At 64.9% G+C, this 15896-nt stretch carries 18 protein-coding genes and 1 pseudogene; 4 read left to right on the top strand and 15 right to left on the bottom strand.

The window, feature by feature from the left end:
- Positions 1-57: 57 nt before the first annotated feature.
- The 4 genes from mobF to D9601_RS18330 all read right to left on the bottom strand — a co-directional run bounded on the left by mobF (position 58) and on the right by D9601_RS18330 (position 4891).
- Positions 58-3051 carry a MobF family relaxase gene (mobF, locus tag D9601_RS18345; RefSeq protein ID WP_116463042.1) on the bottom strand — a complete coding sequence of 998 codons (2994 nt, stop codon included), beginning with the start codon at positions 3049-3051 and terminating at the stop codon, positions 58-60.
- On the bottom strand, positions 3048-3860 hold the full coding sequence (locus D9601_RS18340; RefSeq protein ID WP_115381515.1) for a hypothetical protein: 813 nt from the start codon (positions 3858-3860) through the stop codon (positions 3048-3050). The genes mobF and D9601_RS18340 overlap by 4 nt, the downstream gene beginning before the upstream one ends.
- The gene (locus D9601_RS18335) at positions 3857-4174 is read right to left on the bottom strand and encodes a hypothetical protein (RefSeq protein WP_116463041.1); all 318 of its coding nucleotides are present in this window, start codon (positions 4172-4174) and stop codon (positions 3857-3859) included. Before D9601_RS18335 ends, D9601_RS18340 begins: the two co-directional genes overlap by 4 nt.
- Before the next feature lie 345 nt (positions 4175-4519).
- Positions 4520-4891: a hypothetical protein gene (locus tag D9601_RS18330; protein WP_116463040.1), complete on the bottom strand. Its 372-nt coding sequence runs from the start codon at positions 4889-4891 to the stop codon at positions 4520-4522.
- 77 nt (positions 4892-4968) lie between these two features.
- Between D9601_RS18330 and D9601_RS18325 the strand changes: the two genes are divergently transcribed.
- Positions 4969-5142 carry a hypothetical protein gene (locus D9601_RS18325; RefSeq protein WP_162527087.1) on the top strand — a complete coding sequence of 58 codons (174 nt, stop codon included), beginning with the start codon at positions 4969-4971 and terminating at the stop codon, positions 5140-5142.
- Between the two features lie 30 nt (positions 5143-5172).
- Here D9601_RS18325 and D9601_RS18320 read toward each other — a convergent pair whose 3' ends face one another.
- The 3 genes from D9601_RS18320 to D9601_RS18310 are packed head-to-tail and all read right to left on the bottom strand — an operon-like array spanning position 5173 to position 6742.
- On the bottom strand, positions 5173-5460 hold the full coding sequence (locus D9601_RS18320) for a hypothetical protein (RefSeq protein WP_116463039.1): 288 nt from the start codon (positions 5458-5460) through the stop codon (positions 5173-5175).
- Positions 5457-5852: a hypothetical protein gene (locus tag D9601_RS18315; protein WP_115381523.1), complete on the bottom strand. Its 396-nt coding sequence runs from the start codon at positions 5850-5852 to the stop codon at positions 5457-5459. The genes D9601_RS18320 and D9601_RS18315 overlap by 4 nt, the downstream gene beginning before the upstream one ends.
- A gap of 53 nt (positions 5853-5905) precedes the next feature.
- A complete protein-coding gene (locus D9601_RS18310) occupies positions 5906-6742 on the bottom strand; it encodes a hypothetical protein (RefSeq protein ID WP_133177347.1) in 837 nt (278 codons plus the stop codon).
- Positions 6743-6903: 161 nt separating this feature from the next.
- On the opposite strand from D9601_RS18310, the gene D9601_RS18305 reads away from it, so the two are divergent.
- The gene (locus tag D9601_RS18305; protein WP_145147057.1) at positions 6904-8067 is read left to right on the top strand and encodes an IS110 family transposase; all 1164 of its coding nucleotides are present in this window, start codon (positions 6904-6906) and stop codon (positions 8065-8067) included.
- Between the two features lie 449 nt (positions 8068-8516).
- Here the strand turns inward: D9601_RS18305 and D9601_RS18300 are convergent, their stop codons facing one another.
- Both D9601_RS18300 and D9601_RS18295 read right to left on the bottom strand, forming a co-directional pair.
- On the bottom strand, positions 8517-8885 hold the full coding sequence (locus D9601_RS18300; RefSeq protein ID WP_133177346.1) for a protealysin inhibitor emfourin: 369 nt from the start codon (positions 8883-8885) through the stop codon (positions 8517-8519).
- The gene (locus tag D9601_RS18295) at positions 8882-9406 is read right to left on the bottom strand and encodes a hypothetical protein (RefSeq protein WP_133177345.1); all 525 of its coding nucleotides are present in this window, start codon (positions 9404-9406) and stop codon (positions 8882-8884) included. Before D9601_RS18295 ends, D9601_RS18300 begins: the two co-directional genes overlap by 4 nt.
- Positions 9407-9524: 118 nt before the next feature.
- Between D9601_RS18295 and D9601_RS18290 the strand changes: the two genes are divergently transcribed.
- Positions 9525-9806: a helix-turn-helix domain-containing protein gene (locus D9601_RS18290; protein WP_115381532.1), complete on the top strand. Its 282-nt coding sequence runs from the start codon at positions 9525-9527 to the stop codon at positions 9804-9806.
- A gap of 562 nt (positions 9807-10368) precedes the next feature.
- Here the strand turns inward: D9601_RS18290 and D9601_RS18285 are convergent.
- The 5 genes from D9601_RS18285 to D9601_RS20165 all read right to left on the bottom strand — a co-directional run bounded on the left by D9601_RS18285 (position 10369) and on the right by D9601_RS20165 (position 14901).
- Positions 10369-10578, bottom strand: coding sequence for a hypothetical protein (locus tag D9601_RS18285; RefSeq protein ID WP_115381534.1), 210 nt, complete (start codon positions 10576-10578; stop codon positions 10369-10371).
- A 402-nt stretch (positions 10579-10980) separates the two neighbouring features.
- Positions 10981-12171, bottom strand: coding sequence for a replication initiator protein A (locus D9601_RS18280; RefSeq protein ID WP_116463034.1), 1191 nt, complete (start codon positions 12169-12171; stop codon positions 10981-10983).
- A 79-nt stretch (positions 12172-12250) separates the two neighbouring features.
- A complete protein-coding gene (locus tag D9601_RS18275; protein WP_116463033.1) occupies positions 12251-13306 on the bottom strand; it encodes a ParB/RepB/Spo0J family partition protein in 1056 nt (351 codons plus the stop codon).
- Between the two features lie 50 nt (positions 13307-13356).
- Positions 13357-14505 carry an AAA family ATPase gene (locus D9601_RS18270; protein ID WP_116463050.1) on the bottom strand — a complete coding sequence of 383 codons (1149 nt, stop codon included), beginning with the start codon at positions 14503-14505 and terminating at the stop codon, positions 13357-13359.
- 81 nt (positions 14506-14586) lie between these two features.
- Positions 14587-14901: a hypothetical protein gene (locus D9601_RS20165; protein WP_243403063.1), complete on the bottom strand. Its 315-nt coding sequence runs from the start codon at positions 14899-14901 to the stop codon at positions 14587-14589.
- Between D9601_RS20165 and D9601_RS19920 the strand changes: the two are divergent.
- Positions 14827-15213, top strand: a pseudogene (locus tag D9601_RS19920) (DNA methyltransferase); the annotation flags it as partial. The gene D9601_RS20165 and the pseudogene D9601_RS19920 overlap by 75 nt on opposite strands.
- Before the next feature lie 94 nt (positions 15214-15307).
- On the opposite strand, the gene D9601_RS19915 reads toward D9601_RS19920, so the two are convergent.
- Positions 15308-15706 carry a hypothetical protein gene (locus D9601_RS19915; protein ID WP_165800956.1) on the bottom strand — a complete coding sequence of 133 codons (399 nt, stop codon included), beginning with the start codon at positions 15704-15706 and terminating at the stop codon, positions 15308-15310.
- Between the last annotated feature and the right edge of the window lie 190 nt (positions 15707-15896).

Here is a 15896-nt window from a genome sequence, read left to right as displayed (position 1 = left end):
CAGTGAACATTGAAAAGAACAAAGCTGGTCCGCCCGCCCATATCGCCTTGCGATCCCTCACATGTCGAAGTCGTAATCGTGGTCGATTTCGATCTCGGGCTCCTTTATCAGCTCTTTCACGGGAACCGGCGCTTGCCGGATAGCCTCCGGGGCTGGTTTGGTAGGCTCGCTGCCAATGGATCGGAGGGCGGCGCTCATTGCGTCCAGCTGGCGACGATCGCTTGCGCCTGGATCGTCCAGTCGGGGCAGCTCGCCCGTGGCTGGATCGAACCGCTCCCTGCCGGAAAGTGAGAGCTCGGGTGCCACGTCGCTTGCGTGCGGAACGTCACCACGATGCGCCTCGATCGCGCTAGCGAGTGCTTTCTTGTCGTCGGTGTGCAGCGACACGTCCTCGCGCGCGCGGGTCTGGAGCACGTAGTAGAGGCTCTCGCTGTTGAGCAGCCTGTCGCGGCTGTCCATCACCGTGATCGCGCGATCGACCGTCATCCCTTGCGCACGGTGCATGTTGATCACGGCGCCATGGCCAAGCCGCTCGCGCATCGGGTCGTCGGGCCCGATCACATGATTCCGGTCACGGCCGGACAGGTGGAGCGTGTCGCCATCGATCGCAGTAAGGGTCACTGCGGCACCGTTCGACATCCCACGCTTCAGGTCGCTGGCCGTAAAGACCAGGCGATCACCCTCGCGCACCTCGATCTCGCCGGGAACGGAGAGCGCGGCCCCCTCCCCTCCCGATCGGAGGCTCTTGGGATCGAAGAGCCCGGTGTGACCGTCACGGGCGAGCTCGAGCATACCGCTCGCCCGATCGATCAAGCCAACCTCGTAGGATCCCGGCACAAGCCCTGACTGGTGGCGGTAGATGTCGAGCCGCATACCCTCAGCCCAGTGCCGGATCTGGCGCAGCTCCTCACGGGTAAGGTTCAGCGTATCCCAGCTCCGCAGGCTCACGGCATCCTCGCCAAGCTTGCCCTGAGCAAGCAGCTCGGCCCTGACCGTTTCCAGCACGGCTTCGCGCAGGACGTGGCCTGAGGTGAGCAAGGCGGTGCGGTCGCGCTCCTCGGGCAAAAGCTTCAGATACTCGACGACGGCCGCTCCCGCCGGATGAGCGCTCTCCTGCACCTTGTCCGCGAGCCGTTCGAAGGCGGCAACGACCCTGCCCTCGCGCGCAAGGGAAGCGGCATCACGGAGCACATCGGTCTTTTGGCGCCGGTTCTCGGTGAGCCGCACCGTCGGAGCTCCCGCCTCCTGCAGCAGCGCGAAGGGTCGCCCCGCCTCAACCGCCGGGATTTGCTTCACATCGCCTACCAAGACCAACTTGGCGACGTCGCCGTTCCGGGCGACCTCGAACAGCCCGGCAAGCTGACGCGAGGACACCATGGAGGCCTCCTCCAGCACCACAACCTTGCCCTTCATCAGCGCCGAAAGTTGCTCGTTCGGCTTGGCCGGGCCGGCGCGGCTACCATGCTCCTTCAGCACGGATGCGAGCGAGCGCACCTCCAGCCCCCGTCCGGTCAGGTCATCCAACAACTTGTTCTGCGGGACCAGTACCAGCATCCGCGCCCCTACTTCCGCGCCAATCTCCCGTACGAGTTCGAAGAGGAACGACTTGCCGGTGCCGGCATCGCCTTGGACGACCTGGATGCGGTTGGTGCCGGACAGCATGGCGTGCGCCGCAACGCGCTGTTCAGCGGAAAGTGTGACCTCGCGCCGATCGGCCGCGCGGTCGAGTGCGGTGTCGACCGAGGCCGCATCGAGGATGGGTGTCCCCTGCCCCACCCCGCCATGCGCGGCCGCAACCAGCGCCTTTTCCGTCACCAGCATGTCGCGGGTCGTGAGCCGGTCTGCGTGCAGGCTGCCACGCGGCCCCGAGATGAGGACACCCGCCTCGCGCAGCCGCTCGATGCGCGCCTCGATACCGCGCACCGTCGCGCCCTTCTCGGCCAGATCGAGGCTGCTCTTCAGCAGGTCCGCGTAGGTGAAGCTCGCTTCTCGCTCGCCGAGGTGCCGAACGCCGGCCGCGACCGCGTAGCCGCTCGCCAGTTCGCCGCTCCGGCGCACCGCATCCGTGCCGTGGAGCAGCGGCTCGGGTCGTGGTCCGAAGGCATGGGTGATGCGCTCGAGCAAAGCGGCACCCCAGGCACGCACAGTGCTCAATACCGACCGCGGCCGCTCGACTCCTCGCGCGGCGTCCACGACGGCGGAGATGGCGGCACCATGTACCTCGGCCTTCTCGGCCCACATGGCGCGGGCAACCGTGGCATCGCCCGCCTGTTTGGCATCGCGGGTACTGACCGCGATCGTCTCCATCGCCTTGGGGCCGGAGGCGCCGAGCTCAGCCGCCCGGCTGAGGATCTGTTCGCGCCGGGCGCTAAACGCATCGATTGCGGCACGCGGTATACCGCTGATCTCGAATTGGCCGTGCTTGCCGGTGATCTCGGTCCGGTAGCCGAGCTGCTCCAACCGGGCACGGAAGTCGGCGTGGAAGACGGCACCGATGGTGCTAGAGTGCTTCCACAGGGCCGGATTGTGCAGGGCGACCCAGCGGCCGTCGCCGCGTTGCGCGGCGTTCGCCACGACGACATGGGCATGTGCCTGCGGATCGAGCTTTCGGCTCAGGTCATGGTGAAAGATCGCGTACACCAGGCGACCGGGCTCGATCACCGCGCCGGCCTTGCCTGACCGCACCTCCCCGAACCGCTCCTCGGCCCACGCCATGGTGCTCCGAATAGCTTCGGCAAATGCCGGCATGACCCGCTCATCGCGTCCGATCAAGGCGACCAGCGACACTGACTTCGGCGCGCTGAACGTCAGCTCGAAACCCGGCGCTCGCTCGCCGTTGCCGCCTCTTGCAATGACGGCCCCGTTGGGCAGTTTGCCGTCCAGCACCTCGGAGAATGTTCCGGCATCCACGGTGCCGGACAGACCGAGTTCCTCGGCCCCTCCCCCGCCCCATTCTGACGGTCCCGCCTGCTCGCCGGTGTAGTAGTTGTCGGCCGCGTAATAGCTCGCCGCATCCCCGCCGCCGGCGATCGAGTTTGGGCGAACGGTCACGGCGTCTTGCTTTCCAGAGGCGGAAAGGTGAGCCGGCAGGGAAACGGCTTCTTCATGCGCTTAGCATGGGCCGCGCACTCGGCGTACCGGACCCGAAATGTGTCACTGGCGAGAAGGCCTTTTGTCTCCGCCATGAGCTCGCCAGTCGTGCGCCCATCGCCTGCCAAGCTCCATGCCGCAGGTACCGCGTCACTTTCACCCAGGAGACGAATTGAGAGCCAGCGGGTAGGTGCGGTATTGGCGAACAGCAGACAGATCAGAACAAGTCCAGCGATGCCAAGGGCGGCACCTACGCCAAGCTTTGTACGCGTATCCGACTGACGCTTCTCAATCCGGTCGAGCTGCTTTCCGAAGCCCTTTGCCTGCTCCTCGACGGCTTTAGTGACATTGCCAACGGAGACGGCGAGAGCACCCTGCGCTTCCTTGAACAGGACCGTGAAGTCGGTCTGGAACTTCGCGATCAAATCGCGGAGATGTCCGGTCCCGCCGGTCTCCTTGATGGTGGTCTTGATCGCGTCGAAACCTGCGTTCAAGGCGCCGGGTAGGTCCTTCGATTGTTGGGCGATCAGGGCCGAGACGCGACGGGTAACCTCGCCGATTTGAGCGGTCTGTTCCTCCATCCGATCGGCATGGCGGCGCTCGCGCTGTTGACGCACGGACAAGGCCGCTTGGGCCTCCCTGTCGAACATGGTGGTGACCGCCTGTTCCACGAGATCACGGATGGGGATGTTGCGCCGCTTGGACTCGGCGTCCAGCCGGCTGTGGACGTCACTCGAGACGTCGATGCGCCTGCGACCAGCGTCGGTCATCGCCGCAGTCTCGAACGCGCTTCGGCCAGCATGCGGGTCGCCAGCTCGGCCCGTCGTTGCCGCAACTCGGCAAGACCCTTCTTGCTGTCGGGGCCACGCCCGACCTGCGCTTCCGCGACGACCTCCAGGCCGGCACGGACCTTGGTCAGCTGGTCGAGAAGGATCTCGTCCAGCGGCAGCAGCTCGTCTTCGAGTGAGCGCACCAGCGTGTCCGCTACCCAGGCGCTGCGCGTCTTGCCGACCTGGCCCGCGCGGCGCTCAATGCCGGCGAGCTGGTCGGGTTGCAGGTACACCGTGATCGGTACGCGCGCCATGCGGACACCCCTTCTGCCCGGTAGCGAGTGTGCATTGCGCCTACGGAGCGCGCAAGGAGGAAGTGCAGAGCAGCGCAAGCAAAAACTGCGGGTTTCCTTGCCCTATCCGCTCTGTGGACCAGGACGGACCAGATGGTCCGGGCGCAGTATCCGCATAGGACCATGCGGCCGGAACGACGCAAATCTGCCCTTTTCTGCACCCCTTCGGGGTGCATCGGGTGTGCCCCCTAACCCCTACTTCTCAGGTCGCTGGATGTTGCTGCTGTTCGGCTGTTCGGGGCTGATCCGGCGTCCGGCGGGGCAACCAGGCCGGCGTACAAGCCGGCCAGTCGGATCAGTACCGGCTCACCTTGTCGAGACTGCCCGTAAGGCCGCGAGGGTCTCCCCGTCCATCGCTTCAACCCTTTGCACCAATCGATCCCGCATGGCGCGGCGCGCTAACCGGATGAGCAAGGCCAACTCCGGCGCTTCGAACGGGTCGTTGATCGCCAGCTCGCGCGACCGCTCGCCGGCGGTGATGGTGAGGTGGAAGATGCGGGCGTCGGCTGCCGGCAACGCCGGGTCGGGCCGCGTAAAGAAGTCGATCGCATCGGCATGAGCGACGAGATTGAACCAGTCCTCCGGCGTGATTTCGTCGAGCCTGCGACCCTCCTCATGGTAGAGGGTTCCGTGCGCAGTGAACCAGCCCGAGATACCAAGGGTGACGGCGTTCGTCATGAGCTTGTACCCTCCCCTATTCCAGCACCACGCTGATGGTCATGATGGTCGGATTCAGCACCCGGCGACTCAGTTGAATGAAGCGGCATCGCCGCGTTCCCCGGGACGGCTTCGACCGTGTCGATCGCGTGCTGAAGCCGGGCGGCGGCAAGGGTGCATCCTGCCCGATCGAGCAGCGCCATGGCCATGCGCATCAGGGCCAAAGCCGTCCTGGTATACCGGTGCTCGACTTCGCTCATCGGGTCGCGTGATCCAGTCTGTCGGGAGGTCACGGACGCCAGTCAGCGGTCCTGCTCGGCGACGGGTCTCAACGTCAGATGCGGCATCAGGTTGCGCCGGATCTCGTCGTCACTGCCTAGGCCGTACCAGGTCGCGCAATGCTCTTCTTCGGAAAACCGATGCCAGGCTTTGAGCGCCACTTCCTCGCTGATCGCGATGCCGTCGGAGGCCATCGCAGTCACGATCCGGCGCAGGTCGTGCCGACCGTCGACAAGCATCCGCTGCTCCCACTCGAGAGGCTTCAGAACCGCTTCATAGCGCAGCCGTTCGTGTCCGGACTGATGGGTCATCCGGCGTCTTCCGAACTCGTCATCGTCGCAGGCATTCCGAGCCGTTCACGCTGCTCATCGCGGGTTACGTAGCGGTCGGACTTGGCGCCCACGATGTCGGATTCGGAGCCATACCCAGCGATCACGAGAGCGGCCCGGATGAGCTCGCCAATGTCATGCGACCCGGCCTTCGCTTCGAGGCTCGCGAGCATGGGGTAAGGCAGGTCCAGCTTGACCCGGATCATCCAATCTCCCGCCGCGGTTCGGGTCGGATAACCGCCATGTCCGGGCTCGCTCCAGTCGGTGCCGGCAAAGATCAGCCGCAGGTCCGTAGAAGGGTCCGCCGACGCATAGGGCGGGGTCTCATGGGAGGGCAGAGGCGTCGGTTTAAAGTCGCTCAGGTCGAGGGTCATGATGGAGCTCCATTCAGTGTCTCAGTCGTATGCGAATTGGGCGGATCGACCCCTCAGAGTCCGTAAGTGCAGGGCGTCGAGAAGGTCGGTGCCAGCGCGTCGCGCCGCGACCAGAAGGTGGACTTGCCGTTGGGCGTCAGCCTGGTCGCAGGCACCGCGATCTCGACCATGGGTCCGCGGATCTGGATGACCGTGCCGCAGTTGGTTACGGTGCCGATCGCGAGCTCACGCCGAAACGTCTCGCGGTGCTTCTGCTCGGCCTCGCGATCGGCGACGTAGCTGTCCTGCGCGCGCTGGAACCATGCCGCCGAACGGATCTGGTCGGGGCGGTAGGCGTAGACCGCGGTGCGGGTCGGGACCATCGACACGCGGCTCATCAGCCGGCTGCCGAGGTCGCCTTTGGTAGCGACTTCGGTCGTATCGTAGGTGATCGCGACGAAGCCGCCGAGCACCTGGTCGGCGCCGCGCGAGCACACCGCCGAGCTGCCGGACCAGAAGTGCTTGGACTCGCCCCGGGGCGGCAACCTGCGACCGAGCGCGCGATCACGGAAGGTGCGCGCCGCGTCGCCGTCTTCCGGTTCGATCCGACCGCCCTTGGCGGCGCATTCCTGCGCGAATGCATCGCGGGCGCGCTCGGCCGTCGCCGAGCCGTTGGCGGTGATCTTTTCGGAGAAGAAGCGGTAGCCGATGATCTCGTCGGCGTCGTCGAGCAGCGGAAAGACCTGCGGCGACGGGCGGGTCCGAAGCGACCCGCTCGTCTTCATGTCGGTATCGCCGCCGATGGTGATGAGGAAGCCGGCAATACCGGGTGACTGCTGCGCCATGGCCGGAATGCCCGCCAGAGCCGCTGTGAGCGCCGCTAAGGCCTGAAATGCACCCTGCCCTGCCATAACTGCCTCCTCGTCGTCTGGAGGCGTTCTCCGGCCCGTAAGCCGGGTGTTAGGAACCCGGGCTCTCGCGCGAGCGCTGCCGCTTGTGGGTTAGCTGCTGCCCAGGCGACGGCGAGAGGCGTATCCTTTTTCGACCAACGGTGACGGGAAGGGAGCAAGTCATGTCGAAGAAGATCGTGGCGCCGGCCTATGTCGCGGCGATGGCGCGGGCGGAGGCGGATCCGGCGTCAGCGCGGTTCTGGGTGGGGCTGGATATCGGGTTCAAGAGCACGGCGGTTTGCGTGGTCGATGTCGACGGCGCAGTGGTCCACCAGGTGTCGATGAAGAGCCACGCGACCGAGATCGGCCGCTACCTGCGCCGCAACTTCAAGTCGCATGTGACGCTGATCGGCATGGAGACGGGCGGTTTGTCGCCGCACCTGGCGGGCAAGCTGCGCGAGCAGGGCTTCCAGGTGGCGGTGCTCGATGCGCTACAGGTCCACCGGGTGCTGTCGGTGAAGCGCAACAAGACCGACACCAACGACGCGCGCGGCATCGCCGAGATCACGCGCAGCGGCCGCGACTATCTGACCGAGGTCTACGTCAAGTCGAACCTGTGTTTCGAGGTCCGGGCGTCGCTGATCATGCGCGACCGCCTGGTCAAGCAGCGGCGCGAAACCGAGGCGATGATCCGCGGTCTGGTCCGGGTCTATGGCGGACGGATCGAACCCGGCAGCGACAGCCCGGCGACGTTCCGCGAACGGGCCATCGACCAGCTGTGCCTCATCGCCGACACCGAAGGCGTCGACCTGCGCCCGCGCATCATCCCGCTTCTCGACCTGTGCGAGCGCTTCTACATCGAGGCCGGGCGGATCGAGCGCGAGCTGGACCTGCTCGCCGCGTCCCATCCGGTGTGCAAGCGGTTCATGGAGATCCCCGGCATCGGCACAATCACGGCGCTGTCCTTCTACAGCGCGATCGAGGACCCGACCCGGTTCCGGCATGTCGACGATGTCGCGGCCTATCTCGGCCTGACGCCGCGCGTCTACCAGTCGGGCGAGAGCCTGACGCACGGCGGGATCAGCAAGATGGGCAACCAGCTCACCCGCACGCATCTGGTCGGCGCCGCGACGGTCATGCTGGCGAACACCAGGTCGTTCAGCACGCTCAAGGACTGGGGCATGAAGCTCAGCAAGCGCGTCGGCTTCAACAAGGCCAAGGTCGCGCTCGCCCGCAAGCTGGCGATCGTGATGTTCAGCCTGTGGCGCGACTGCACCCATTTCATGGCCAAGGCCGCCGACGTGGGGCCGCACCGCGACCTGATGCGGGCACGCGCCAGCGCATAGACAATTTCAGGGTCACACCAGGTTCGTCCGCACAAGAGCGGCGAAACCATCCTCCCGGGAGGCGGAGGGACAGGAGACTTCGGGCCTAAAGGTGAGGTGGCGACAACCTCGTGATGCTTGTTGAAGCTCCACCCTTTGCACGTAAATGCCCATAATGCGGCAGGCGACAGGCCTAAAGGCCACGCCACGCGCCCGACCGCGAAGAGACTGTTGCACTCCGGGAGCGATGACGGATGATCTTGCAAAGATCCGACAAGGAGCAGATCATGAGGTAGCGGAAAAAGTCGGGATATTCCTCACACCGAGGGGCAGCAGCTAGAGACTTTAGGCGGAGCCCTGGACATGCGCGACAGCCACCCGGCCGACAAACATGTCGACCGGCCGAGAGACTCTGAGGTTCCTACGCCTCACCGCCAGGACTGACCGGGCGGCGCGCGGATGCTATCACGTCATTGGCACGGGGAAAACGGGAAGGTTGCTCGCTCCCCTGCCCTACAGCGGCGCACGGTCCGGACCAGTTGCGCCAGCTCCGGTGCCTCGAACGGCTCAGGCACCGTCAGCAGCCGCGAGTGACCGCCATGGACGAGGCGGATGCTGTACGTGCGAGCGTCAGGGCGGAATGATGCAGCCCCATTCAGATCCGGGCAGGTGAACAAATCACTCGCCTCGGCCGCGGTGAGCAGCTCGGCGACCAGTGTCGGATCGAGATCGGCGAGATGGCGAACCCGCTCGCCAGCCCGGCTGGGAAAGTGCGCGATCCCGCCGAAGATCGTCACGCCGACCAGATCCCCGCCTGTTTCCGGCTTAGAGCCGGTCACGCAGGCGCCCTGCCCTGCCTGGCGGCACGCCGCTCGCGAGCTCGACGGCGTCGTTCCTCGTCGCGCGCGACCTGGGCGGCATCGATCACCGGTGCTTCGACAAGACGAAACCCTTCCGCTCGCCGAGCAGCTTCCCTCCGTCGGACTCGCTCTGCCTGAACCTCGATTCTCAGATCGGAGCGGGTGACCACGTAATCCAACTCGTGCTCATGCTGCCTGATCAGCGCGGCCAGCGCATGGACGGTCACCTCGTGGCCCACGGCCGCATCCACAGCTTGTAGCCAGCGAGGTGACGCATATCGGTGCCGTTGGACCCAAACATCGCGGCCGAGTTCCAGGCCTACTACCAGCGCCCACGCGACCGCATAGAGGCGGCTCGCCACCACAGGCGTCGTTCCGGTCACCTTGTCGACGACGGTGAGCGCGATCAGCCCGGCCCAGAAGGTTAGGATGCTGACGACCGGACATGGGTAGGTCCGGCTGACCTCCAGGCGAGCGACGAAGCGATCCAGCACCGGCACGGACTCTTTCCTGTCCGCCGATGCACATCTTTTAGCATTTCGGTCGTTTTCCATCGGATCACGCTCGCAAAAAGCTAGTCACGCGATATACGCTTTACGTATACTAGGCAAATGGTAGATGCCTGAAATGCGTTCTCCTGCCTCGTCTGACCTGCATGGTCGCATCGTGCACCTGCTCACAAAGGCACGCCGGGATGCGAAGCTGCGGCAGGTCGATCTCGCTGGGCGGCTTAGTTGGCAACAGGCTTACGTTTCGCGGTATGAAACCGGCGAGCGACTGCTTGGCGTTGACGAGTATGTTGCCGTGGCATTGGCTATCGGAGTCGATCCGGTCATGTTGCTGAAGCAAGCTCTCGAGATTGCAGTTGGTAAGAGGGTTGATGAAAGACCAACTGAATAGCCGGCATCCGCTTAGTTGGTCGCGCCGGTGCGATCGACGAGCTGCGAGTCATGGACACGGTTCGTTGAAGACGCCGATATCACCCCACCCGTCCTTCGTCACCGCGCCACTGCACTGACTGGGGCCTGGATCGAGCAAGTCGCTGCCCGGTCCTGACGATTTACGCTAGCGCACGGCACTGGGGGTGAAATGCGACGCCAGAGCCTGCCTTTCTGAATCTCCAAAATTCAAAGAAAAGCATCTCGCGGGGTTAGAGGGTTCAATGAGAGGTTAAGAGGTTAAGGGTGCCGCTGTAGCTGCTCAAGTCAGCGACTTTCCACGATTCGTTATGGAAGGTGCGTTCCCGGAGTATCGTTGCAGCGTTCCTGAAGGATCAATGCTCGCGTTCCCGATGTATCGCCTCGCCGTTCCGGGAGTGTCGATGAGCGTTCCCGGAGTATCGATGATCGACGGACGGGTGGGAAATGAGCGCTCTGATTGAATCAGTTTGTGATGGCGTTGCGCCGGCGACGTTCAAATTGTCCGGGTCTGCGGTGCGCGACGAGGCCGTAGGGAGGATCAGTCACTCGCCACGCGATACATCCGGAACGCCATCGTCCTTGCGGATAATCTCGATGCCCGTGGAACGCGGCTTTTGCGGGACCAGTCTGCTGCAATGGACGTCGACCTCTTGCCGCTCTTTGGATACCTCCACGACGCGGCAACAGCTCTCGCCCACCAGGATCAGTTCGGCGCCCTGCAAATCCAGGCTGTAGCGGAAACCACCGTACATTCCGGGCACCGGGAACTATCAATCCCCGGAGGTCTCTAGCATGGGTGCCAGTCGTGGCAGGCGGAGTCCGCTTTTTGCCTCCAGATCACCGACGCGGCCACGGATGACGGCGTGAAAGTTCGCGCAGGCTCCGCCAAGCGCCCCGTGTGATCAGAGCCATCGTTACGGATGACGGTCCATAGCCATGCGCCACCTGATGCAGCGGCGCGAAGCCGGATGTGCCGCCCGGCCAAGAAGTGTTGGCGAGCGCCGGCATTGTCCGGGCCATTTCAACAACCGTCGTTCAGTTGTAGCTCCGTGCCGCGTTTGCCAAATATCGCGTTGCTGCTCGATGTTCGGACGCAGAACTCCGCGCTTGCCGACGCCGTCCCACTCGGTAGCCATGACTCGGAGGTGACCTCGTTACCGCAGCGTATGTCGGTTCTTTGCATCAAAGCGCCGGACATAGCCGATGAAGGCGTTCTGGTAGCTCACCGGGGTTCGGCCTGCGTCCGCTTCGATCCAGGTGCGGAAGTCTGCGTGGAGTGTTTGATAGTCCCAGCCCGGGCATTCGGCGCGCAGCGTTGCCAGCGTGGCGTCGGTGATCTCGCCGAAGGTCGAGCGGGTGGAAAGGCTTTTCACGCTGCGGCGGATCAGCGCTGCGGCATCGACGCCGGGTTCGGCCGCAGGCTCCGCAACGGCATCGGGCTGCGGTGCGGGGGAGGATGCCTTGCCTGCTTTCGTCGTTTTGGCTGACAGCAGTGCCTTCGTTTCGCCCTCGCTTCTCCGACGCATGCGCAGCGCGGGCTCGCGCTTGCCCTCTGGCTGCTCAATCAACAGCGCATAGCCGGGCAGCTCGTCGCGCTCGGCGATCTTGGCGATCTCGAACTTGAAGCGGCGGTACTGCCCCTCGGCGCCCGACTTCTCGAACAGCGTCGGCATGGAGATGGCAAAGCCAGTCTCGCCGGCGCCGCCCGCGTGTTTGCGCGCGACCTTGTACAGCCAGCGCTCGCGCCCGCCGGTGATGTCGAAATAGGCGCGGTCGATCGACAGCACGCCGCCGGTCATCATCACGCCCTCCCAGAACCAGTTCGATAGCTCGATGGTCATACCGCGCGAGCGCTCGGTCTTCTCGTCGACCAGCTGCGTCCAGCCATCGAGCCAGCTGAACGTCGCCTCACGGCGGTTCTCTGCGCGAATGTTGGTCTTGACCGTGGTCGACACGAGCCGGTCGAGTGCCTGGCCGAGCAGCTCGTAGGCGCGCCCGGTCGGCTGCCGCCCGATCGCGCGCAGCAGGTCGTAGGGCATCAGGTGGAGCTTGCGCGGCACGTCGTTGACGCCGCGGCGCGCCATGTCGGCGAGCATCGAGGCGCAGTAGATCAGGATGTCCGCGTCCCAGATCGTCGCCATGCCGTAATCAGGATTGGCCGAGACGTGGACCCACAGCTTGCCGTCCGGCGATCGGTAGTCAATCGGCTTCACCCGCTTCGACTTGGCTAGGCTGAAGAATGGCCGCTCCATCATCTCGCGCTGGTCACGCAAGGGCAGGTCGGCGAGATAGGGTAGGAACAGCTCGAACTGTTCGGAAACCGCCTCGCGGCGCGCGCGCGTCACGCGATGTTTCCCCGGGGAAACATCGACCAGCGGTTTACAAAACCGATGCTCTGCCCCTGCGTGTTTCCCCGGGGAAACATCAGCGCTGGAGTCCCTTCCCGGTTGCCTCGAGGTGGGCGAGCGCGTCGCGCAAGGCGGTCACAAGCTCGTCCGTGTCGGCGCCCGATCCCGCGTGCAAGCGGATCGTCACGCCCTGCCGGTTGGCCGATTGCACCGTCAAGGCCGTGCGACCGTACTTGGTGGCGTAGCGGTACGGCTCTGGCTTCTCCTCGCCCGCCATGGGCTTCGGCGCGTCGAGCAGCCGCCGCAGCACGTCCGCGGCAGGGTAGGGAAGGTCACCCGCTTCGCGCCGCGCCGCCTGTTCCTTGGCGACCTGCCGCGCCATGGCGGTGATCGCCTTGCCCGTATTCTTGTCGTCGAGCGCCTGGGCGAGCGAATAGGCCGGCTTCAGCTGCACGTCGCCCGGGGACGCGAAAGCTGAGATCACCACCTCGGGGATCGTTGCGACCTTGAGCATCTTGGACAGCCAGCCCTTTGAGAGCTTCAGCCGCTCGGCCATCCGCGTCTGGTGGTTGCCGTAGTGTGCCTTCAGCGCGTCGAGGTAATTGCGCGCCCGCTCTAGGTCGGACACGTCGGCGCGCGCGCGGTTCTCGAGATCCGCGAGCCGGAACGCGGCCTCGTCGTCGAGGCTGGCGACCTGTGCCACGAACTGCATGTCAGGATAACTGTGCGAGCGCAGCCAGCTGATCGACCAGTGCCGCCGCGTGCCGGCGATCACTTCGAACTCATAATCGGCATCGCCGTCGACGCGCCGTACCACCGCGGGCACCTTCTGCCCGCCCTCGGCGACGATCGAGTCGATCAGCTCGCGGCAATTCTCCTCTGAGAGGTGCGCGTACGTGCGAGCGTTGCCGGGCCAGATGCGCACGCGGGCAGGATCGAGAAGGAGTTGCGTGACCTGCCGCACCTCGCCGCTCGCGACGCGCGCAAGCGCAGACTCGCGACCGAGCAGCGTAGTGGCCCGTGGGCGCTCCGGTTGAGCCTCGCGCGCTGGTGCAGGGGAGGGGGCCTCGCCTCGCTCGGCCGTGTCGTCCGCGAGCAGCGCCGCCAGATAGTCCGATTGCTTACGCGCCATGCCGCACCTCCCTCGCAGAACGTAAGCAGAACATTGTGCAATAGGAAAGGTTAGGCCGCGGCATGAATAACCGCCTCCTCGCTAGCCGGTTCGACCCGCCCCCAGCCCTGGCGGACCAGCTGCTCCACCTGCCTAAGCGCCTCGTCCAGATTGGCGCGGCTGCGCTTGTGCGTCTTGGGCGTGCCGATCGGCTTTTCCAGCTCATACACGGTCATCATTCGCATCGCCGCGTGGCTGATCTCGGCCGACTCCAGGATCGGAACGGGAAGGAGGGCAGGGCCGAAGCTCTGCTCCATGATCGCGCGCACCATGGCGTGGCTGGGATCGTTGCCGTCGAACTTGGAGCAGATCAGCCGGACAAATTGGTAATCGACCTCGATGCCGGCCCCGGTCAGCTGGTGCAGCACCTGATCCATCATCGACAGGAACTGCACGGTCGAGCAGAAATCCGGCGTCGTCGCCGCCAGCGGCACCAGCAGAGCGTTTGCCGCCTGCATCACTGCCAGGCTGATCGTGCCGAGGGCAGGGGGCGGGTCGAGCAGAACGATGTCATAGTCGCGCGCGAGATCCGACAAACCGCGCTTCAGCTTACGGAAGCGTGCCGCCAGTACCGATCCGCCGTCGCTGCCCGCCGCGGCGAGCTCATACTCCACGTCGAACAGCTCGAGGTTGGACGGGATCAGGTCCACGTTCGGCCATGGCGTCCGCTTCACCGCGTAGAGCAGGTCCGCCTGGGTCGGGTCGATCGAGAGATAGGGGTAGAGCGTCTCGTCGCGCTTGATGTTGAAGTGCGGGTTGAAGCCGAACAGCGTCGTCGTCGTCGCCTGGCTGTCGCAATCGACCACCAGCACGCGATAGCCCTGCACCGCGAAATAGTGCGCGAGGTGCGTGGTAACGGTCGACTTGCCGACGCCGCCCTTGAAGTTCTGCACCGCGATGATCGCCGGCACGTCGAGCGGCGCGCGGGCAGGGGAGGCGCCCAGCACCTCGCGCATCCGCAGCATTTCCTCGACCGTGTAGCCCAGCCGGCGTCCGCTTTCGGAAGCCGGGGCAGGGGGGAGCCGCCCGTCATCCTCCGCCATGCGGATGCGGTTGGTGGAGCAGCCGAGCAACTGCGCCGCCTCGGCGATGCCGAAGCGCACATTGAGGCCCTTGCGGCTCTCGGGCAGAAACGCCTTGCGTCGGAGGCGCTCGATCATCCGCTCGCCGGCATCGGCTAGGTCGCCGATCTGCGTCAGCACTGCACCATCCTGCGTCAAGACAAAGCCCCTTGAACCTTTTCACGCGCGACCTTGCCAGATTTCATTCAGGACGGCAAGAAAGCGGCTGAAGGGGAAACAATGCTGATCCTGCACTGGCTGACACGCGACCGCGACGTGAAGGCGGCCGATGCCGTACCGTACCGCCTGCTGGAGCGCGACGCGGCGCTTTCCGCGGGTGCGCCCGGCAGCGGCAACATGCTGATCCACGGAGACAATCTGGAGGCGCTCAAGAGCCTGCTGCCCTATTATCGCGGGCAAGTGAAGTGCATCTATATCGATCCGCCATACAATACCCGCAGCGCGTTCGAGCATTACGACGACAATCTGGAGCACAGCCAATGGCTGGCGATGATCTGGCCGCGGCTGGAGCTGCTGCGCGAGCTGCTGAGCGAGGACGGCAGCATTTGGGTGTCGATCGACGACAATGAGAGGCACTACCTGAAAGTCATCATGGACGAGGTGTTCGGGCGCGCCTCTTTTCTGTCTACTATGATCTGGCGCAAGAACTACTCACCTAAGTCAACAGCTCGCCACTTCTCGGAGGATCACGACTATATCTTAGTCTACGCGCGGAGTAGCGGCGTATGGCTGCCGAACCTTATGCCCCGGTCAGAAAAGCAGGATAGGGCGTATAGGAACTTGGACGATGATCCGCGAGGCCCCTGGAAAACAAGCGACCTATCTGCACGCAATTTCTACAGCAAGGGCAAGTACCGGATCGTGGGTCCGTCCGGCCGGGTCATCGAAGGTCCCCCGGGTGGTAACTACTGGCGTGTGTCCGAAGAGCGATTTTGGGAGCTTGATGCGGATAGACCTTGCGCCCTTCCGTATTCTCCACGCGCAAAGTCTGGATGGTGGCGACGAACACGCACAGGTGGCGCGACAGGTCGGCGGTGGTCAGCCGGGTGAAATCGGCGATGTCGAACACCCGCACCGGCTCGCCGAAGACTGCGGCCAGTGCCTGGCGATAGGGATGGCGCGGGTTGTTCAGCGCATCCACGGTCTGCCGGCGGATCGTCGTGGTCGGCACCAGCCACAGCACCGGCGGATAGTCGCGCCCGATCCACGCATCGCGCGCGACGGCGATGCTGTGCGCGGCGAGCAGCGTCTTCGAGATGAACTCCGGCCCATAGCACATCGGGAAGCGTCGGAACGGGAGCCGCCAAGGCCCTGATGAAGCCTGCGGCCGCTACGCGGCCTTGTCTTCATCAGGGCCATAGCGGCTCCCAAACCAGCGCTTCCCAATGTGCTACGGCACCGAACTGACCAGTCATGCCGTGCTCGCCTGGTGTCAGGATACCGGCGTCGAGTGGCATTATATCGCGCCC

Source organism: Sphingomonas sp. MA1305, from assembly GCF_016107325.1.
Taxonomy (GTDB): domain Bacteria; phylum Pseudomonadota; class Alphaproteobacteria; order Sphingomonadales; family Sphingomonadaceae; genus Sphingomonas.
This window is presented reverse-complemented; position numbering and strand designations above follow the sequence as displayed.